This window comes from Algicella marina (assembly GCF_009931615.1).
Taxonomy (GTDB): Bacteria; Pseudomonadota; Alphaproteobacteria; order Rhodobacterales; family Rhodobacteraceae; genus Algicella; species Algicella marina.
Genome location: NZ_CP046620.1, coordinates 34282 through 53837 on the forward strand (window position 1 = coordinate 34282; position 19556 = coordinate 53837).

The following is a 19556-nucleotide window of genomic DNA, read 5'->3' on the forward strand; positions in this document are numbered from 1 at the left end:
CGGAAATCATTCCGCCGCCTGTAACTCCGCGTCCTGTTCGGCCAGAAACCGTTCCGCATCCAGTGCTGCCATGCAACCCATACCGGCGGAGGTGATGGCCTGCCGGTACACCGGGTCGGTGATGTCGCCCGCCGCGAACACGCCGGGAATCGATGTTACGGAAGTGCCGGGTTTAACTTTGACATAGCCCCCGCTGTGGAGTTCCAACTGGTCCTTCACCAGTTCCGAAGCCGGGGCATGGCCGATGGCGACGAACAGACCCTTGGCAGGGATTTCTGTGATTTCGCCTGTCTGTGTGTGTTTGACGCGCACAGCTTCGACGCCGAGCGGGCTATCGCCGCCGACGACCTCCTCTACCTCGTGGAACCAGAGCGGTTCGATCTTTGGATTCTTGAACAGGCGATCTTGCAGGATCCTTTCTGCGCGCAGGGTGTCCCGGCGATGAACAAGTGTAACTTTGGAGGCGAAATTCGTCAGGAACAGCGCTTCCTCGACGGCAGTGTTGCCACCGCCGACGACGACGATTTCCTGTCCCCGATAGAAAAATCCATCGCAAGTGGCGCAGGCAGATACCCCGAAGCCTTTAAACTTTTCTTCCGACGGCAAGCCGAGCCACTTAGCTTGTGCGCCGGTAGCAAGCACTACAGCATCTGCAGTGTAGGTTGTGCCACTGTCCGCAGTGGCGACGAATGGGCGTCGGGAGAGATCAAGCGAAGAGATGTAATCGGAGATCACTTCCGTTCCCATGGCCTTGGCGTGGGCTTCCATCCGCACCATCAAATCCGGCCCTTGTACTTCAGTATCGCCGGGCCAGTTTTCGACTTCTGTTGTCGTCGTCAACTGGCCGCCTGGCTGAATGCCTTGCACCAGTATCGGCTCTAGCATGGCGCGGGCACCGTAGACGCCGGCGGTGTATCCGGCCGGACCTGAACCAATGATCAGAAGTCGGGTGTGGCGGGATTCGGACATGGTGCGCTCCTAAAACTGAGCCGTGAATATAGGCACGCGGAAATGGGAGTGCAAACCCTTGCAACGTGGCGTCACGCCCCTGTGCGTAGTTTTGGGCATTGCGCGCGGAAGCGTGATATTGTTTAAGATGTTGCGCAGAATCGAAACTTTATTTCGTTTTTCGAGCGGAACGAACAATCAAGAATCGGGAGAACCGTCTTGCCGTCACTCAAACTCGATCCCATCGACCGAAAAATCCTGGCGGAGTTGCAGGGCGATGGGCGCATGACCAATGTCGAGTTGTCGCGGAGGGTCGGCATTTCTGCGCCGCCGTGCCTGCGACGCGTGCGCACATTGGAGGAGACGGGGCTTATCAAGGGCTATCATGCCGACGTCAATGCCCGGGAGCTTGGTTTTGAAGTTCAGGTGTTCGCAATGGTCAGCCTAAAGAGTCAGGCTGAGGTAGACCTCTCCGCCTTCGAGACGCTGGCGCGTGGTTGGCCGCTTGTTCGTGAGTGCCACATGTTAAATGGTGAGATCGACTTCATTCTCAAATGCGCCTCGCCTGACCTCTCTACCTTCCAGACGTTTCTGACAGAAGACCTGACGGCAGCGGACAACGTGGCGAGCGTCAAGACTTCATTGGTGATCCGCAACGCCAAGGATGAGCCGGGCGTTCCGTTCGAAATCCTCGAAGCGCGGGCGGCAGCGGAAGAAGAGTAACTCCGCCGACAGAAGGCCGGCGGAGGAGTCACATCAGGCCAGATCGGCCTGGGTCGTGATTACGCGCGCGAGAATGCCGTACTCAATGGCCTCATCGGTCGTCAGCCATTTGTCGCGTTCGATATCCTTGCGAACCTGTTCGATATCCATGCCGGTGGCATCCGCGATGACCTTGGCCAGACGCTCTCGCATGCGTTCAATCTGAACAGCCTGAATGGCGATATCGGTAACCTTGCCACCTATTCCGCCGGAAGGCTGATGGATCAGGAACCGGGTATTCGGCAGGCAAACGCGGTTTTCCTTGTCGGCAGCAAGGAAGATATGAGTTCCGGCGCTGGCAACCCAACCGGTGCCGATCACCTTTACGACGGGTTTAATGAATTTGATTATATCGTGGATCGTGTCGCCCGCTTCGACGTGCCCGCCCTGACTGTTGATGAAGAGCGTGATCGGATCGTCCGAGATGGCGGCGAGGGCGAGCAATTCTGCAACGACACGCTTGGCCATCTTCTGGTTGATTTCTTCGCAGATAACGACCTGACGCGCATTCAGGAGCTTTTCGGCAATGCGGGAGGGTGTGCCCGCGGCTTCTTCTGTTTTCTCTTCGGTATCCAAGGAACTCTCCATCGTTTTGCGTGCGCGCGGTGCGTGCTGCCTCTTATCTGATACCGCGGGGCGGGGATGCAAGTCTTGGCATTGAAATCCGACTTAATTGATGAACGGCCTTCAAGGCGTGATAGGCATAGGCGAAAACGCGCCTGTCAAATTGTTAGTATTTTCAATTATTTAATGCGTACTGCCTTGGCCGCCCAAGCCTTCATGGAAGGTAATGGGCCACCGTACGTCAATCTTTCGACCGGTGGCTTTCGCCGGTTGGACGTATTGAAGAGGAGGCGGAGGCCATCATGAAACATCTTTTCGTAACCCTTGCATTGGGCTTTAGCAGTGTAGGCGTTGTCGCACAGGAGGCGGCGCAAGTGCCGGATACGCCGGCCGCTCGGGCCGACGTGACGGCCGAAATACTGGCTGGCGCCGACGTATTCGATGCCGATGGCCAGAACATGGGCCAGATCACGGATGTAGTGTTCACGGACTCCGGCAAAGTCGATGCAGCAGTGATTGCCGCTGGCGGGTTTCTCGGATTTGGACGCCACGAAGCGGCCGTCCCCGTCGAGGAACTGACGGTGATGGATAAGGCGGATGCCGAGGGCGAAATAATCGTCCAGGTGCCAATGACCGAAGAACAGTTCAAAGCTTTACCAAGGTTTGCGGCAATGCCGATGCCCGCATCGAATTGACGTCCCCCCAGTGTCGGTTCGTCTGGCCGGCACTGCAACCCCCGGTGACCTATCCCCGATCACTACCCCCCACCGGTCACCGGGGCACTTTTTGCAACCTTCTAGATCACGATGAGCGCGGTGTCGTGGCCGGAAAGCGGTTGGCTGCCGACTTCGCCTACCAGGGACGTGCGACCGAGCGTCATTGCGTTGCCACTCTCGCTATCCATCAAAATCATGTGCAGGAAGAAAACCATTCCCGGCCGAATAACTGTTGGTGCGTCTTCATAGAACATCTGGTGTTCCATCCAGCTAGGCGCATAGCGGGTCCCCAAAGCATAACCGCAGGCCTTCAAGCGATGCGCCGCGAGACCGTGAGCATCAAGCGTGCGGGCATGGGCAGAGAAGACGTCACCCATCGTTGCGCCGGGATGGAGAGTGTCTTCGCATGCCAGTAACGCCTCTTCGGCGGCTGCGTGGAGAAGTTTTTGACGGTCGGTCGGCTCGCCGACAATCGGCGTAGCCATCATTGCCGCATGATATTGCCGCCAGACACCGGCCCATTCGAGAGTAACCTGATCCTGCGTCCGGATAGCTTGGCGGCCGGAACTGTAGCGGCAGAGCAGAGCGTGGTCGCCCGACCCGATTATGAACGGATTACCGGGATAGTCGCCACCTCCTCGGAGTACGGCCGCCTGCATCGCCGCGAGAACTTCAGCCTCGCTTATGCCAGGCCTGATGGTGGCAACGGCAACGTCAAGCGCCGTGTCAGCGAGTTCTGCTGCCTTGCGAACGCAGGCGATTTCTTCTTCGGATTTGACGAGCCGAAGCGTCGACACGAGATCAGACGCATCGATCAGTTCGGATTTACGATCAATGGCGGCGGTCAGACGGCGATAATTGTGCGCGGTCAGGCCGTGAGTGTCGAACTCGACGCCAAGACGCTTGCCGTGAAGGCCTAATTCACTCAGCAGCCGAACCAGATCCTCTGCCGGATTGGCATCCGCACCATCCGGCCAGATTCTGATATCGGCGATGTTGGAGGTTAGTTGAGCCTGACGCAGGTCGGCGCTACGTGTCAGCAATACCGAGTCTGCCTCCGTGATGATGAGACACTGGAAAAAGCAGAACCCGAACGTATCATAGCCGGTCAGCCAGTACATGCTTTCCTGTGCGAAGATCAACAACGCGTCGAGGCCCCTTGCGCGTCTTTCGGCATCAAGCGCGGCACGGCGCCGGGCGAACTCTGCTTCGGAAAAATGCAGCATCAGAGCCGGATGACCGAGATCAGGCGACCGTAATCTGCCTCGCCAGCGTGGGTGGTGCGTCGGAAGGAATAGAAACTACCGGCATCGGTGAAGGTGCAGTGACCCGTCCACGATGCATCGCCAATGCCGCTGCTACGGAGGCGGTGGACGATGAGACCGGGCAAGTCGAACTGCATCCTGTCGCCGTGCCCACCGGCGAAGAATCGAACGAATTCACGATCCTCGGCAACGAAATTCTCAAAAAACTCCGGGCCGACTTCGTAAGCGCGCTGACTGATCGTCGGTCCGACAACAGCGGTGATGGCACTGCGCGTGGCACCGAGTGATTCCATAGCATCGAGCGTGTTCTCGAGTACCCCGCCGAGAGCGCCACGCCAGCCGGAGTGAGCTGCCCCGATTACCATGGCTGTCCTGTCGCAGAAGAGCACTGGTGCGCAGTCAGCGGTGAGGATGCCCAAGGCAAGGCCGGGCATGGCCGTAACCATTGCATCAGCTTTGGGAGGGCTTTCCGGTGGCGCGGTGAGCACAACCACATCGCTGGAATGATGCTGATGCAGCGAAATGAGGTGATCGAGCGGTATCTCCATCGCCTTTGCAACCCGGGCTCGATTGATGCTGACTGCCTCCGCAAGGTCGGAGGAGCCGGGGCCGCAATTCAGGCCGTGGAAGATACCTGAAGAAGCGCCGCCCCTGCGGGTGAAAAAGCCATGAGATGCAGGCAGGTCCGGGCTTGTCAGGATTTCGAGCATTATGAAGTAAATCCGGGTGGAGGATGAGCACTCTCCGGCAGCAGCGCCAGTGTCTTGAAAAGACTCCCCATTTCGCGGTCGTCAGTCAAGCGGCTGTGTGCGGCGGCCACTTCGTTGGCGCGGTCTGGATCGGCGGCAGACAGCGCGGCCGCGCGGGCATCGATGCCCAGTGCCTTTAAAAATTGACCTTGCTGCGTGAAATGAGGCCGTAAAGTCGAGGACTCTGCCAACCAGCGAAAGCCGACATGGGCAGTCAGATCGGCCTCACCTGGTTTTGTCAGCGGGTCGGAGTAGCCGTGTTTGCGCAATCCTTGCAAAGTATCGCCGGTGCCATCCCATTCACCGTAGTCAAAGGCAAGGAAAGCGCCGCCACGTCGATTTATAACCTGCCCCAGTTGAGCGGTGATCGCTTCAGCGGCGCTGTTTCGTTCCACCATGGTTTGGGGTGGTACGTCTGGGAAACGGGTATCCAGCTCCGGTTCGTGATGAGCAGGTGCGAGACCGAAAACCAGGTTGCCGGAGCGGATGCCGATACACCTTTCGTGCCAGCCAGTAGCCGCCTTCTGGAACTGCCGGATCGGCAGGGCATCGAAAAACTCGTTGGAAACAACAAACAAGGGCGCATGATCAGGCAGATTCGTTATTTCCGTTAGCCATGTAGGCTCCGCATCGGCCAGACTGGCCGCCTGATGAGCCTGCAGGGTGGGGCTGGCCTCGACAAGGTGAAGGCGTAGCGCAGCGTGGAAGCCGGCAACGCGTGCGGTGGCGCGCAAAATGTCGGCCATCAGTGTTCCACGCCCGGGGCCGAGTTCGGCAAGCGTAAACGGATCGGGTGCACCCTGATCCATCCACGTCTGGGCAAGCCACAGGCCAGCGAGTTCGCCGAACATCTGACTAATTTCCGGTGCGGTGGTGAAATCTCCAGCCGAACCGAGTGGGTCGCGCGTCATGTAATATCCGTGCTCCGGATCGAGCAGGCAAATCTGCATGAACCGGGCGATGGAGATGGGACCTGAGACGGCGATCTCAGCTTTCAATTTGTCGGTCAGTCGCGTCATTTGCTTCGTCTGGTGGCAAACAGGATCGCGAGGCCGACGACCGCCATAGGCAGGGATAGAATCTGGCCCATGGTAAGACCCCAAGCTTCTGGCCCGGCGCCAAGGCGAATGATCTGACCCCACGGATTTTCGTCGCTGACAAATTGCATGTCTCCCTGACGGACGCCTTCTACGAAGGTGCGGGCGAGGCCATAGCCCAGCAGGAATACGCCGATGGCGCGACCGGGATGTTTGAGCCAGCCGAGAAAACGGACCCCGATGAAGAGGAATACAAAAAGCAGCAGGCCTTCCAGAGCAGCTTCGTATAGCTGCGAAGGATGGCGTGCACAGGGATCACCGAACCTTTCCGGACAGAGTTGGGCACGGGTATCAGGAAAGACGACGCCCCACGGGAGAGTTGTAGGGCGCCCCCAGAGTTCGCCGTTAATGAAGTTTGCGAGGCGGCCAAAGAAGAGGCCGATTGGCGTAGCTGCCGCCACCGCGTCGCCAAGGCTGAGCATGTTTTTTCGCTTCAGCAGGCTATAGACAATGATACCGGCGACGACGCCAAGAAATCCGCCGTGGAAGGACATTCCTCCTTCCCAGACCGCCAAGACGCGGGCGGGGGTTGCAAGAATTTCGGGCTGGTAGAATACGATATAGCCAATCCGACCGCCGAGGACGACGCCGAGTACCATCCACGTAAGCAGATCCTCCGCCTCTTTCGGGGCCATCGGCGCCTTGCCGGCGGGCCAGAGGCCCGGGCGTTTCAGCAGGCGGACGACATAGCGCCAACCGAGGACAAGCCCGGCGACATAAGCGAGGGCGTACCAGCGCAGGGCGAACTCCACTCCGAAAAGCGAGATGGTGAAAAGAGCCGGGTCGATATCGGGAAAGGGCAGGGCGAGGAGCATGGATGGCCTTGTAATCGCGTGGGTGCTTGATCCCCGCCGTGTCTATCAAAGTCAAGCAGGTGGTTGGCAAACATTTGCGAAAGCACCATATAGGAGCGAAGCGAGAGGAAGGATTTGCCATGCAGACCCGCAACAGGATCTTTGATGATATCAGCCAGTTGATGACCAACGCGATGGGCGTGGCGCAAGGCGCCCGCAGCGAAGCCGAGACAGCGATGAAGAGCATGCTGGACCGCTGGATGGCAGACCGCAACTTCGTGACCCGTGATGAATTCGATGCCGTGAGAGCGATGGCTCAGAAGGCACGCGAGGAAAACGAAGCCCTGAGGGCCCGCATCGAGGCAATCGAAGCCAAAGGCTGAGGTGCCGGTGTCGTTGACGACGCCACGTTGAACGCCTTGGGAGTACAAAAACCGAAGCTCTCTGGTTGGCATCGAGCTGAGATGCAGATTGCTATGCGTATTGCACAATGTTGCGGCATTTTGGTTCCATGGCACGGAGAAGGCGAAATTGCTGCCATCGTCTCCCGAATGTCATGAAAAAGTTCTTTACAGAATTCGGGAATGCTTCCACCATATATAGGTCGGGGAGCTGCAGGTTCCTCGACCTATAGACATCCTCACAGCCCCTAGCGGGTTAAACTCCGCCAGCGGGCCACAACAAGAGGGACCTGGCATGAGCAGTGTCGAGCACGAACTCTACTCAGAAGATCTTCACCCCATAGACATCGTAGAAACGCTGGCAGAACACCACGAGTGGGATTTTGACCGCGTGGCCGACGATCAGATTGCCATGGCGATCGAGGGGTCATGGCGGACCTATTCAGTGACGCTGGCCTGGTCTTCCCACGACGAAAGCCTGCGGCTCATTTGTGCTTTCGACATGGACCCACCTGAAGCCAGCCTTCCGCGCCTGTTCGAACTGCTTGAGCGTGCGAACGATAAATGTTGGTCAGGCTGTTTTACGCGCTGGCCTTCCCAGCAGATGATGGCGTTCCGCTATTCGCTCAACCTCGCCGGGGGCGCCACGGCCTCTGCCGCACAGATTTCGGACATGGTTGGCAACGCTATCGTGTCCTGCGAACGTTTCTTCCCCGCATTCCAAATGGTCTGTTGGGGCGACGAGAGCCCAGACGCGGCACTGGAGATCGCTATGACAGAAGCTTACGGCCGAGCCTGAGTTCGGCGCCACGGGCGGAAAAGGCTTGTTTTCCGCCCACGCGGCCCCATTCTGGTTCAGAGAGCAGCACCGGAGGAGGCGCCACCATGGTAGATTTCAGCAAACTCACCGTTTCGCCCGAAATGATGAAGGAATTTCTGGAGAAGAGCGATTTCACTAAGCATTTCAGCGGCCTGGATATGAAATCGCTGGATCCGCAGACGCTGTTCGATGCGCAGAAGAAAAATATGGATGCGATGATGGCCGCCAACGCCGCTGCGGCGAACGGCTTTCAGGACCTATACCGGAAACAGCTGCAGATTTTTGAGGATACGATTGCCCAAGCACGTGAGCAGGTGGCAACGATGACGAGCGGAATGCCCGATGCGAAGAAGGCCACGGCTCAATCAGAAGTGATGAAGGCGGCATTTCAAAAGGCGCTGGCCAATATGCAGGAACTGGCGGAAACGGCGCAGTCCGCGAACGAGGAAGCCTACAAGGCAATCTCGGAGCGGGTTGGCGATTCCGTAAAGGAACTGCAGGACATAATGAACAAGATCAAGTAAGAGCGCCAAAGCCATCGCATGACCGAGATAACTTTCGACGATTTCGCCAAGGTGGATATACGCCTTGGTACCGTCCTTGCAGCAGAGCCCTTCCCCGAAGCACGCAAACCAGCCTTTAAACTGCGGATAGATTTTGGTGCCGAGATCGGCGAGAAGAAGAGTTCCGCCCAGATCACGCTGAATTATTCGCCAGAATCGCTTGTCGGGCGGCAGGTTCTGGCGGTGGTGAACTTTCCGCCGCGACAAATCGGTCCATTCATGTCTGAAGTTCTGGTGTTGGGTGTAAGTGATGCCGACGGTGCGATTGTGCTGCTTTCACCGGACAAACCTGCGCCAGATGGCGCGAGAATGCATTGAACAGGGGCATGAATGACGGAAAAACCGAAAGTTGTGGTCACTCGAAAGCTGCCGTATGCTGTAGAGGCACGTCTTCAAGCTCTCTTTGATGTGAAGCTGAATCATGATGACCGCCCGCTTTCTACCGCCGAACTTGAGGTGGCGATGATGGGGGCGGACGGGCTGTTGCCGACGGTGACGGACGCCATCGATTCTGACTTGTTGAATGTGAAGGGCCGCAGGGCCGGGATCGTGGCCAACTTCGCCGTAGGTGTGAATAACATCGACCTTGCGGCCGCGGAGGCAGCGGGTGTGGTCGTAACGAACACGCCGGGGGTGCTTACGGATGCAACAGCGGATATCGCGCTGACGCTGATGCTCAATGTAACGCGTGCAACATGGCCGGCCGAGAACAGATTGCGACGCGGTGAGTGGACGGGCTTCGCACCGACCGCGATGTTGGGCTCCGGCCTCCAGGACAAGGTATTGGGCATCATTGGCATGGGCCGGATCGGACAGGCGGTGGCCAAGCGGTGCCACTACGGATTTGGTATGGATGTGATCTACTTCAACCGATCACCAGTAGCGGATCCGGGTGTGCCGGCGCAGGCGGTGGAGAGCATTGATGCCGTGATGGCGGAGGCGGATGTAATCAGCCTGCACCTTCCTGGCGGAGCTAACAATGACAAGGTTATTTCCGCTGCGCGAATCGCGCTGATGAAGCCCACGGCTTTCCTTGTGAATACGGCGCGGGGCGATGTGATTGACGAGGACGCACTTGTTGCCGCCCTGCAAGAGCGGCGAATTGCCGGTGCGGGGTTGGACGTTTTCTACCATGAGCCTCGAGTGCCGGAGGCTCTCCGCTTGCTCGACAATGTCAGCCTTTTGCCACACCTAGGCTCCGCGACACTCGAAACGAGAACGGCGATGGGCATGCTGGCTGTCGACAATCTCGAAGCCCATTTCGCGGGTCGGCCCTACCCTGCGCGGGTGGTGTGAGCGACGGCCTCTCTCCAATGACGACGGCAGAGCGAGACGTAGGTTTCGTTGCCGCCAACCTGAATCTGGGGACCTTCTTGCAATGCGTTGCCCTCTGCATCCAGGCGGACGACCATGGTGGCCTTACGGCCGCAGTGGCAGATCGTCCGGACCTCGCGCATCTCGTCTGCAAGGGCGAGCAACGCCGCCGAACCGGGAAAGAGTTTGCCGCGAAAATCCACACGCAATCCGTAAGCCATGACGGGAACGCCAAGATCATCAACAGTATCAACGAGTTGCCAGACCTGTTCCTCCGTCAGCCACTGGGCCTCGTCGACGAGTATGCAGGCGACCGGACCGAGATTTAGGCGCGTCGCGATCAGGTTGAACAGATCCGTCTGCTGGTTGTAGGTGTCGGCTTCTGCTGAGATGCCGATGCGGCTCTTGATGCGGCCGGGGCCGGAACGGTGATCGAAGTCTGCGGTCAGAAGATAGGTCTCCATCCCGCGTTCGTTGTAGTTGTAGGACGCCTGCAGCAGCACGGTGCTCTTGCCGGCGTTCATCGTGGAGTAGTTGAAATAGAGCTTTGCCATGCCCCGGGGATGTGCCGGGACATTGGCGCTGCGTCAAGCCTGATCAGGCGTCTTCGGACTCCTTGGAGGGCTTCAGAGAAGCGAGTTCCGCCTTCAGCGTGTCGAGTTCGGCTTTCAATTCCGCGATACGTGTGCGGAGGTAGAATCGGCGCATGCCCGGGCGCTCTTTCTTCGGGGATTCTGCATCGGTGGCCATGGTGAAAGTCTCCTGCAAGTTGTGTAAGTGGACGATGCGCCTGTCACCGTTCCGGAAACAAGCAAATTCTCAGAAAACGGCTGAACTGAGCCCAAATATGTAGATTTTCGCCCAGAAATCGGCCGTTTGCGCGAAAAACGGCCGACGGGGTGGGGCAAGTATGGATTTGGTATGGATTTGGTATGGGTTCGGTATGGCATCGCGCCGGAGGGCGGGATCAGACCAATGGCACGAGGGGCACATCACAACCAGCAAGTGCGACAAGTGAGAGGAGGACGATGATACGAAGCATTGGGATGGCCTTTTCGGTTATGTCGCTGCGGGATAGGGGAGTGGCCGGTGGATGGCAACCATCGGTTAATCAAGACCTGCTATTTGGAGATGCTAATCGCACTGGAATGGAGGTTTCCGAAAGTTCATGAAGCCGAGAGCAGGACTATCAAGGTGAATGAGATGCATGATGATGGAACGGATGTCTGAACGGTAAAATCATGAAAGCATCTCACAGCCAATGGTGGACCGGTATCACGAGACGGATCGTTCGGAGTTGGCGCGTGGCTGTCCAACAAACTGTTGGGCTGGGAGCGAAGGGTGCGGTTGGTTAGTTTGAAGATGCCTGCCAGACCAGAATCGCCCGGTACCCGAGACTGTCGAATAAGCGCACCGGGAAATTATGGGAACAATGCTCCAATGTTGGTTGAGCCGGACCCATTGGTTGCGTTGACGGAGTCGTGCTTTCTTACGTGTTGGATTGCGCCGTCACCGCTTCGAGGAACTATTACCGGGCAGTGATGGGACTGTCGGCAACCGACGGTGAGATTCGTCCGGGCAGGAAGGCGAGCGATGCGTGCGAAATGGGCTTGGATAGCCCTGCCGTCCGAGGGTATTGTCGTCGCTACATTTCTGCTGCCTATTTGCGGGTGCCGACGTCGGAATATTGGTTTCATGGTTTAGGTGCGCGAACATTTGGATGAAGTCTTCTTTCAGAGAAACCATTTCTGGTGACAATCGACAGGCGCGTTGTCCCGGTCCGGTGAGGGGTCGCCTAAGTGCTGACCGAAGGTGGCGCAGCCATTTGGCGGCTACGACCGGGAAAGCGAAAGGCCGCTGCGGTAACGCTTCCCTTCTGATGGATCAACACGCGCGAATGAAGCGATGAAGCCGTCGTCTCCAGTCCGTGATAATGTTGAGAAGTGACATTCCACAGGGAGTGATCTCGTTCAGGCCAGCGACTTTTCGATGGGAGACGGATAGAGCTGAAACCTCTCATAGGCCAAGGCCTGACAGGGTGGGAGGTCTTCGAAGCTTTGTTCCGTTCCGGCGATCCTCATGAGCACGGACATATGAAGCCGACCCCGACGGCTATGGCCCAACGACGTGACAAGACATGCCCGTTCGACCAACAGAGTGGATGCCAGCCGGAAGAACTCGGCCGCGCATTGACTTCCATTGCCGTTAAAGCGGCGGTTCAACGGGTTGATCAGCGCTCACTCTGCCGGAAGAAGTGCGGGCGCAGCACTTCGTGTAGTCGGTTTGAGCGCAGTTCGCAGCTCATGTGCCGATTTGCAGGCATTCGGGTAACAGGTCGCACGATTTTTCGCTGCCCAATCGGCGCGGGCTGTGGAGACCGGGCTCTTAGATGGAGGCGTTGGTGCATCTAGTGCGATGACTGTGAGAGAATTATGATGGGCCTGCACCAGCCGATGACGCTACATCGATAATGGGTATCAATGTGTGAAAGATCGGGCGTTTCCCGGGTGGAAAACCCGGTCCAACCGCCCAGCTGCCGATCGGTTTGCGGGAAGTTGAGACGAAGGAAGTCAAGAGGCGCGGTTGCGCTGCTGGCATCGTGGCCAGGACGCCCTCAACCCTGCAACGCCATCACTTCCAGTCCGCCCTCGACCATTTCCTTCATCGCGCGTGCGGCCGCGCGGCTGCCGGCGGCGGTGGTGTAGTAGGGTGTCTTGTCGTAAAGGGCGGTGGCCCGGATTTCGCGGCTGTCCTCGATGGCCTGCGTGCCTTCGGTGGTGTTGAAGATCAACTGCACGCCGCCGTCTTTCTGGCGGTCGGTGATGTCGGGGCGGCCTTCGTAGACCTTGTTTATCTGTTCCGCCTCCAGGCCAAGAGAGCGGATCCATTTCGCGGTGCCCGCCGTGGCCAGAAGGTGGAAGCCGAGGTCGGTTACAGTGCGCACGGCCTCTTCCATCATCGGGCCCTTGTCCGCATCCTTGATCGAGATAAAGCAGGTGCCGGAAGTCGGCAGGTTGGTGCCCGCGCCCATCTGCGCCTTGAGGAAGGCGCGGGAGAACGTCGCATCCGCGCCCATGACCTCACCGGTGGAGCGCATCTCCGGCCCCAGCAGCGTATCGACGCCGGGGAACCGGGCGAAGGGCAGGACGGCCTCTTTCACCGCGTAGGTTTTCGGGGCCTCTGCCGGCAAAGTGAAAGTCGATAGTTTTTCGCCCGCCATGACCCGCGCGGCGACGGCGGCCACGGCGACACCTGTGGCCTTGGCAACGAAGGGGACCGTGCGTGAGGCGCGGGGGTTGACCTCCAGAACGAAGATGTCGTCTCCCTTGATCGCAAACTGGATGTTCATCAGCCCGCGCACATCGAGGCCGAGCGCGAGGGCACGGGTCTGCTTCTTCAATTCCTCGATTGTGGCGTCGGAGAGCGAGTAAGGCGGCAGGGAACAGGCGCTGTCGCCGGAATGCACGCCCGCTTCCTCGATATGTTCCATGACACCGGCGACGAAGACATCGGTGCCGTCACAGATTGCATCCACATCCACCTCGACCGCGCCTGTCAGGTAGCTGTCGAGCAGCACAGGTGAGGCTCCGGAAACCTTTACGGCGGAGGTGATGTAACGCTCCAGCTGGGCGGTGTCGTGAACGATTTCCATTGCGCGGCCGCCGAGCACATAGGACGGGCGGATGACCAGTGGGTAGCCGATTTCCTCGGCTTTTTCGCGCGCCTCGTTGGCACTGCGGGCGAGGCCGTTGTTGGGCTGGCGCAGGTCGAGCCGGTTGAGCAGTTGCTGAAAACGCTCCCGGTCCTCGGCGAGGTCGATGGCATCGGGTGTGGTGCCGAGAATGGGAATGCCTTCCGCTTCCAACCCGCGTGCGAGGTTCAGGGGAGTCTGACCGCCGTACTGGACAATCACGCCTTTCAGGGTGCCTGCCTCGCGTTCGACGCGCAGGATTTCGAGCACATGCTCCAGCGTCAGTGGTTCGAAGTAGAGCCGGTCGGACGTGTCGTAGTCGGTGGAAACGGTCTCCGGATTGCAGTTGACCATGATTGTCTCATAGCCCGCATCGGTAAGGGCGTAGCAGGCATGGCAGCAGCAATAGTCGAACTCGATGCCCTGGCCGATGCGGTTGGGGCCGCCGCCGAGGATCACTACCTTCTCACGGTCCGCCGGGCGGGCCTCGCATTCGGCGAAACCTCCGGCGTCCACTTCGTAGGTGGAGTACATGTAGGGTGTCTGGGCCTCGAACTCTGCGGCGCATGTGTCGATGCGTTTGAACACGGCGATGACACCGAGGTTCTGGCGGGCACGGCGGACCTGCGCCTCATCGCGGCCGGTCAGGGCGGCGAGGCGGGCGTCTGTGAAGCCCATCATCTTGAGCCGGCGAAGGCCCTTTTCGGTGAGGGGCAGGCCGTTCTGACGGAGCGTTTCTTCCTCGGCGATGATTTCGCGGATGCGGGCGAGGAACCATGGGTCGAATTTGGTAATCGCGTTGATCTCGTCATCGGAGAAGCCATGGCGCATGGCCTGGGCGATGACGCGCAGCCGGTCGGGTGTCTGGCGGGAAAGAGCCTTGGTGATGGCCTTGTCGATGGCCTGCTGGTCCTCCGGTCCGATGCCGACAATGATCGACGAGAGTTCGGTGCCGGGTTCGCGGCGGACGTCTTCGATTGCCGGCATGCCGTCGAGGACGATCTCGTCGAAGCCGGTGAGGCCGGTTTCCAGGCTGCGGAGCGCCTTTTGCAGCGATTCGTGAAAGGTGCGACCGATGGCCATGGCCTCGCCGACGGATTTCATGGCTGTGGTAAGGTCGTCCTTCGCGCCCGGGAACTTCTCGAAGGCGAAGCGCGGGATCTTGGTGACGACATAGTCGATGGAGGGCTCGAAGGAGGCGGGAGTGACGCCGGTGATGTCGTTGTCGAGTTCATCGAGGGTGTAGCCCACGGCGAGCTTGGCCGCGACCTTGGCGATGGGGAAGCCCGTGGCTTTCGACGCCAGTGCCGAGGAGCGGGAGACGCGGGGGTTCATCTCGATCACGACCATGCGGCCATCGGCGGGGTTAACCGCCCATTGCACGTTGGAGCCGCCGGTTTCCACGCCGATCTCGCGCAGCACGGCGATGGAGGCGTTGCGCATCCGCTGGTATTCCTTGTCGGTCAGCGTGAGTGCCGGGGCGACGGTGATGCTGTCGCCAGTATGGACACCCATCGGATCGACGTTCTCGATCGAGCAGACGATGATGGCGTTGTCGGCGGTGTCGCGCACCACCTCCATCTCGTATTCCTTCCAGCCCAGGAGGCTCTGGTCGATCAGGATCTGGGAGACGGGCGAGGCATCCAGACCGGATTTGCAGATCTTCTCGTAATCCTCGCGGTTGTAGGCGACGCCGCCGCCGGTGCCACCCATGGTGAAAGCGGGACGGATGATGGCGGGCAGTCCCACCTCGTCGATTGCGGCGCGAGCTTCTTCCATCGTGGTGGCGATGGTGGCGCGGGGGTTCTCGATGCCGAGCCGGTCCATCGCCTCGCGGAAGAGTTTTCTATCCTCGGCCATTTCAATGGCGGCGCGCTTGGCGCCGATCAGTTCGACATTGTACTTGGCGAGTGTGCCGTCATCGTCGAGTGCCAGCGCGGTATTGAGACCGGTCTGGCCGCCCATTGTGGGCAGCAGTGCGTCCGGTCGCTCCTTGGCGATGATCTTGGCGACCATCTCGGGCGTGATCGGTTCGATATAGGTGGCGTCGGCCATGCCGGGATCGGTCATGATCGTGGCAGGGTTGGAGTTCACGAGGATGACCCGGTAGCCTTCCTCCCGCAGCGCCTTGCACGCCTGCGCGCCGGAGTAGTCAAACTCACATGCCTGCCCGATGATAATTGGGCCTGCACCGATAATCATGATGGACTGGATATCGGTTCTTTTCGGCATATCGGGCCCCGTCGGTCAATCGCGCAAATTGGCGGTGTGATACGGGGGACGGACGGGGGAGGCAAGGGGGGATGGGGTGCGATGTGGGGGAGGCTGGGACAAAAGGGAGGCTGAATTGGCGTCCGCGCCCGAATTCCGGGTAAAACCGTCTCTCTGACACCTGCCTTTAGTGGCGTGAACCTGTGAAGGAACAGAGTGTTGGTAGGCAAGGGTGGCGACCGATGGTGACGATGGCAATACTCTCTCGCCGGGATGTGCCCGCGCTATCGGTGAGAGCCTGTGCTTGGACGGCCGGATGGTGGCAAGCGGAGGGGGATTTTTCAGGGTGTGACATTGGCAAAGAGTGTCACGGGAGTTGCGACGCTCATGCCGCCATCAACTGGCAGAATGGCACCAGACACGTAGGCTCCGGCGCGAGAGGTGAGGTAGAGTGCGGCACCGGCGATATCCTCGGCGGTGCCAAGGCGACCGAGGGGGACGTTGGCGGCGACCTGGGCCGCGCCTTTGTCGGTGCCCGTGGCGAAAGCCGTCATGCGGCTGGGGAACGGGCCGGGTGCCAGCGCGTTGACAGTGATGTGGCGGCCTGCGAATTCGGCTGCAAAAACCTTGGTGAGATGATGCACGGCAGCTTTGGACATGGTGTAGGAATAGGCCCCCTCGGCGACGGGGACCGTCCCCATTACCGAGCCGATGTTGAGGATGCGGGCTGGGTCCTGTTCCGTGGCTGCCGCCTGCAGATGCGGAAGGAGGGAGCGGGTAAGCGTGAACAGGCCAGCGACATTGATGTTGAACACACGTTCCCACTGTGCGTGGGGGAAAGTTGTGAGCGGTTCGCCCCATGATATGCCGGCATTGTTGACCAGGATATCCAGCCTGTCGCAGCGAGCGGCGACATCGTCGCAAAGGGTGGCGATCGAGGCCTCGGATCCGACATCGCCTGCAAAGCCTTCGACGCTGCCGGAAGGGCTTGTTGCCATGATCTCGGTGGCAACGCGTTCGCAGGTGTCACCCTTGCGGGAGGCGATGAGCACATGTGCCCCGCCGTTGGCGAGTGCTTCGGCGACCATGCGGCCTATGCCGGTGGCACCACCTGTAACAAGAGCCGTCTTGCCGCTGACCGAGAACAAATCCTGCCATGCCGTCATGTTCTTCACCTCCGTTTACGTCAAGGTCGCGGATATTACACCTGCGCCGTATTCCCGCCATAGTTCGCCCGGAAAATGGGACGAGAGCAGGTCAGGAAAATGTTGTTCATTATAAGTATCATAGCCGGTGGCATCGGCGCCAGCGCGGTGGCCGGGATGTTTCCCGGGCGCTGCTTGCGTGGCGTGGCAGGCGTTGCCGTGGGTTTGCTGGCCGGAACCTTGTGCTGGGTTATACTGGATGATTTCCTGACGGCTTCGATCGACCAGTTCATGACACTGATCATGACCTTTGTTCTGGCGGCGTCGGCGGGGGCGGTGGTGAATGTCGTGCTTGGTTCCCTGCTGCGGTTGTTGCGCGACAAGTAACGGGGACTTGAGCGCGATCGCGGATGCGTCCAGTCTGCTGCGATGACAAGTGAACGGGACAAGATGGCCGCCGGCGCGTGGTACAATTGCGTGGATCCGGAACTTGATGAGCTGCGCGAGAGGGCGCGGAAGGCTGTCCATGCACATAATCACGCAGAGCCTGTGGCGCGGCCGCAGGCCGGTGCGGCGCTGCAGGCCTTGCTGGGTGAGTTTGGCACGGGGGCGATGATCGAGGCGCCGTTCCATTGTGCCTACGGTTTCAACCTGTACTTGGGCCAGGGCGTCTACATCAACGCCGGCTGCACAATCCTCGACACAGCCGAGGTGCGAATCGGTGCGGGCACGATGCTGGGGCCGGGGGTGCATGTCTATTGCGCCGAGCATCACAAGGATCCGCAGTTGCGCGCGGAAGGGCTGGAATGTGCGTTGCCGGTGACGCTGGGGCGCAATGTATGGGTCGGTGGCCGTGCCATCATCCTCGCCGGAGTCAGCATCGGAGACGATGCAATTGTAGCTGCCGGTGCATTGGTGACTCGGGATGTCCCTGCGGGTGCGAGAGTGATTGGCAGCCCGGCGCGGGTGGTGTGACAATCAGCAGTGGCAGGCTAATCGGTCTCGCGCAGCGCCTCGTAGGAGACCATGACGCTGCGGGCATATGCCTCACGCTCCGTCAGGCGCTGATAGTAGGCGCTGACATGGGGCAGGTGCGGCCTGTCCACGGGTATCGTGAAATAGCGATAGAGAACATGGCCGAAGACGATGTCGGCGAGGGTGAATTCTGGCGTGGCAAGGAACGGTCGGGTGGCGAGCCGGTCTTCGGCAATTTCCATGTAGCGGATGAGCAGGCGCATGGCCTCGGCTATGGCTGCGGGTTCCTGGCGGGAGGGTGGTGTGCGGATCACCCGCCAGAAAACCGGGGCAGTGAAGCGGGTGGCGATGTTGACCTTCGCCCATTCCGCCCATTTGTCCACCTGTGCGCGTGCGAGCGGATCCTCCGGCCAGAAGGGTGCCTTGGCGTAGCGGTTGGCGAGATAGCGCAAGATCGCACCACTCTCCCAGATCGGTGAACCGTCACCGTCTTGCAGGGTCGGTACGGTGCCATTGGGATTGAGGGCGCGGTAGGCGGGTGTGTCGACGACGCCGAAGCGGTGGCCGGCGTCTTTTCGATCGTGGTCAAGGCTCAATTCTTCCAGACACCATCGCACGGCCTGCACGTTGGAACTGTCGGACCGGCCCCAGAGTGTGATCATGCTTCCGTTCCCTGTCTCACCGTTGCGTGGCCGTTCGCGGCATACGCATGAGTGCGCTGTCAGTCCCGCAAGCCCAGCACATCTATCATGTCGTATTGGCCCGGTTGACGCCCTCGGCCCCAGAGCGCTGCCTTGACGGCACCGCGGGCGAAGATCATCCGGTCGGTGGCGACGTGGCGGAGGATGATACGCTCGCCATCGGCTGCGAAAATCACGTCATGCTCGCCGGTGACGTCGCCGCCACGCAGGGCGACCATGCCTATATCGCCGCGCCTGCGGGCACCTGTCTGGCCATCGCGGCCCCTGTCCGAGACATCCGCCAGCTTCACGCCCCGGCCTTCCGCTGCGGCTTCGGCCAGCATCAGGGCCGTTCCGGAAGGGGCATCAACCTTGTGACGATGGTGCATCTCCACCACCTCGATGTCGTAATCGGGATCGAGAGCCGCGGCGATCCGGCGGGTGAGCAGCGTCAGAAGATTGACGCCGAGGCTCATGTTACCGGCGCGCACGATCACGGCATGGCGGGCGGCCGGTTCGAGCTTCGCGAGATCCTCCGCCTCCATGCCCGTTGTGCCGATAACGTGGATGGCGCGGGCCTGCGCGGCGAGTTCGGCGTGGGCGACGGTGGCCTTCGGGGCGGTGAAGTCGATCACTGCCTCGGCCCCGGCAAACACTTCGAGTGGATCATCGGATACAGTCACGCCGCGGGGGGCGATACCCATGGCCTCGCCGAGGTCACGGCCGACCCAATCATGGCCGGCACGCTCCGTAGCGCCGCAGAGCATGCAGCGCTCGCTCTCGCCGATGGCCTGGACCAGCATCTGGCCCATTCGGCCGGAAACACCCAGAACCGCTATGCGCATTGCTTCGCTCATCACG

At 59.9% G+C, this 19556-nt stretch carries 21 protein-coding genes; 9 read left to right on the forward strand and 12 right to left on the reverse strand.

Features of this window, described 5'->3' with window-relative positions:
• Positions 1–6: 6 nt before the first annotated feature.
• A complete protein-coding gene (gene trxB, locus GO499_RS00185; protein ID WP_161860282.1) occupies positions 7–969 on the reverse strand; it encodes a thioredoxin-disulfide reductase in 963 nt (320 codons plus the stop codon).
• 198 nt (positions 970–1167) lie between these two features.
• Between trxB and GO499_RS00190 the strand changes: the two genes are divergently transcribed.
• Positions 1168–1671 carry an Lrp/AsnC family transcriptional regulator gene (locus GO499_RS00190; RefSeq protein WP_161860283.1) on the forward strand — a complete coding sequence of 168 codons (504 nt, stop codon included), beginning with the start codon at positions 1168–1170 and terminating at the stop codon, positions 1669–1671.
• A gap of 33 nt (positions 1672–1704) precedes the next feature.
• On the opposite strand, the gene GO499_RS00195 is transcribed toward GO499_RS00190, so the two are convergent.
• The gene (locus tag GO499_RS00195) at positions 1705–2286 is read right to left on the reverse strand and encodes an ATP-dependent Clp protease proteolytic subunit (RefSeq protein ID WP_284154829.1); all 582 of its coding nucleotides are present in this window, start codon (positions 2284–2286) and stop codon (positions 1705–1707) included.
• 290 nt (positions 2287–2576) lie between these two features.
• Between GO499_RS00195 and GO499_RS00200 the strand changes: the two genes are divergently transcribed.
• Positions 2577–2969 (forward strand): PRC-barrel domain-containing protein, encoded by a 393-nt coding sequence (locus GO499_RS00200; protein WP_161860285.1) that lies wholly within the window; start codon positions 2577–2579, stop codon positions 2967–2969.
• Between the two features lie 101 nt (positions 2970–3070).
• Here GO499_RS00200 and GO499_RS00205 read toward each other — a convergent pair whose 3' ends face one another.
• Genes GO499_RS00205 through lgt form a run of 4 tightly spaced genes read right to left on the reverse strand, consistent with a single transcriptional unit; the run spans position 3071 to position 6916 of the window.
• Positions 3071–4216 (reverse strand): M24 family metallopeptidase, encoded by a 1146-nt coding sequence (locus tag GO499_RS00205; protein ID WP_284154830.1) that lies wholly within the window; start codon positions 4214–4216, stop codon positions 3071–3073.
• The gene (gene pgeF / locus GO499_RS00210) at positions 4216–4968 is read right to left on the reverse strand and encodes a peptidoglycan editing factor PgeF (protein WP_161863779.1); all 753 of its coding nucleotides are present in this window, start codon (positions 4966–4968) and stop codon (positions 4216–4218) included. Before pgeF ends, GO499_RS00205 begins: the two co-directional genes overlap by 1 nt.
• A complete protein-coding gene (locus tag GO499_RS00215) occupies positions 4965–6023 on the reverse strand; it encodes a class I SAM-dependent methyltransferase (protein ID WP_161860286.1) in 1059 nt (352 codons plus the stop codon). Before GO499_RS00215 ends, pgeF begins: the two co-directional genes overlap by 4 nt.
• Positions 6020–6916, reverse strand: a complete 897-nt coding sequence (lgt, locus tag GO499_RS00220; RefSeq protein ID WP_161860287.1) for a prolipoprotein diacylglyceryl transferase — start codon at positions 6914–6916, stop codon at positions 6020–6022. The genes GO499_RS00215 and lgt overlap by 4 nt, the downstream gene beginning before the upstream one ends.
• Before the next feature lie 119 nt (positions 6917–7035).
• Here lgt and GO499_RS00225 point away from each other — a divergent pair, with 119 nt between their 5' ends.
• The 5 genes from GO499_RS00225 to GO499_RS00245 all read left to right on the forward strand — a co-directional run bounded on the left by GO499_RS00225 (position 7036) and on the right by GO499_RS00245 (position 9975).
• Positions 7036–7278, forward strand: a complete 243-nt coding sequence (locus GO499_RS00225; RefSeq protein ID WP_161860288.1) for an accessory factor UbiK family protein — start codon at positions 7036–7038, stop codon at positions 7276–7278.
• A 313-nt stretch (positions 7279–7591) separates the two neighbouring features.
• The gene (locus GO499_RS00230) at positions 7592–8095 is read left to right on the forward strand and encodes a type III secretion system chaperone family protein (RefSeq protein WP_161860289.1); all 504 of its coding nucleotides are present in this window, start codon (positions 7592–7594) and stop codon (positions 8093–8095) included.
• 125 nt (positions 8096–8220) lie between these two features.
• Positions 8221–8640, forward strand: a complete 420-nt coding sequence (gene phaP, locus GO499_RS00235) for a TIGR01841 family phasin (protein ID WP_161860290.1) — start codon at positions 8221–8223, stop codon at positions 8638–8640.
• A gap of 18 nt (positions 8641–8658) precedes the next feature.
• Entirely contained in the window at positions 8659–8997 is a 339-nt protein-coding gene (locus tag GO499_RS00240; RefSeq protein ID WP_161860291.1) for a tRNA-binding protein, read from the forward strand.
• Positions 8998–9009: 12 nt separating this feature from the next.
• On the forward strand, positions 9010–9975 hold the full coding sequence (locus GO499_RS00245) for a 2-hydroxyacid dehydrogenase (RefSeq protein WP_161860292.1): 966 nt from the start codon (positions 9010–9012) through the stop codon (positions 9973–9975).
• Here the strand turns inward: GO499_RS00245 and GO499_RS00250 are convergent.
• From GO499_RS00250 to GO499_RS00265, 4 genes are all read right to left on the reverse strand, one after another.
• Complete coding sequence (locus GO499_RS00250; protein WP_161860293.1) at positions 9954–10547, reverse strand: thymidine kinase; 594 nt, start codon at positions 10545–10547, stop codon at positions 9954–9956. The two genes, GO499_RS00245 and GO499_RS00250, sit on opposite strands and share 22 nt — an antisense overlap.
• Positions 10548–10590: 43 nt before the next feature.
• On the reverse strand, positions 10591–10743 hold the full coding sequence (locus tag GO499_RS00255; RefSeq protein ID WP_161860294.1) for a hypothetical protein: 153 nt from the start codon (positions 10741–10743) through the stop codon (positions 10591–10593).
• 1864 nt (positions 10744–12607) lie between these two features.
• Positions 12608–15916 carry a carbamoyl-phosphate synthase large subunit gene (gene carB, locus GO499_RS00260; protein WP_161860295.1) on the reverse strand — a complete coding sequence of 1103 codons (3309 nt, stop codon included), beginning with the start codon at positions 15914–15916 and terminating at the stop codon, positions 12608–12610.
• Positions 15917–16236: 320 nt separating this feature from the next.
• On the reverse strand, positions 16237–17061 hold the full coding sequence (locus GO499_RS00265; RefSeq protein ID WP_161860296.1) for an SDR family oxidoreductase: 825 nt from the start codon (positions 17059–17061) through the stop codon (positions 16237–16239).
• Positions 17062–17160: 99 nt separating this feature from the next.
• Here GO499_RS00265 and GO499_RS00270 point away from each other — a divergent pair, with 99 nt between their 5' ends.
• Together GO499_RS00270 and GO499_RS00275 are read left to right on the forward strand one after the other, a co-directional pair.
• Entirely contained in the window at positions 17161–17427 is a 267-nt protein-coding gene (locus GO499_RS00270) for a hypothetical protein (RefSeq protein ID WP_161860297.1), read from the forward strand.
• Between the two features lie 42 nt (positions 17428–17469).
• The gene (locus GO499_RS00275) at positions 17470–18015 is read left to right on the forward strand and encodes a sugar O-acetyltransferase (protein ID WP_161860298.1); all 546 of its coding nucleotides are present in this window, start codon (positions 17470–17472) and stop codon (positions 18013–18015) included.
• Positions 18016–18032: 17 nt separating this feature from the next.
• Here GO499_RS00275 and GO499_RS00280 read toward each other — a convergent pair whose 3' ends face one another.
• Both GO499_RS00280 and dapB read right to left on the reverse strand, forming a co-directional pair.
• Positions 18033–18677: a glutathione S-transferase family protein gene (locus GO499_RS00280; protein ID WP_161860299.1), complete on the reverse strand. Its 645-nt coding sequence runs from the start codon at positions 18675–18677 to the stop codon at positions 18033–18035.
• Between the two features lie 59 nt (positions 18678–18736).
• A complete protein-coding gene (gene dapB, locus GO499_RS00285) occupies positions 18737–19552 on the reverse strand; it encodes a 4-hydroxy-tetrahydrodipicolinate reductase (protein WP_161860300.1) in 816 nt (271 codons plus the stop codon).
• Positions 19553–19556: the final 4 nt, after the last annotated feature.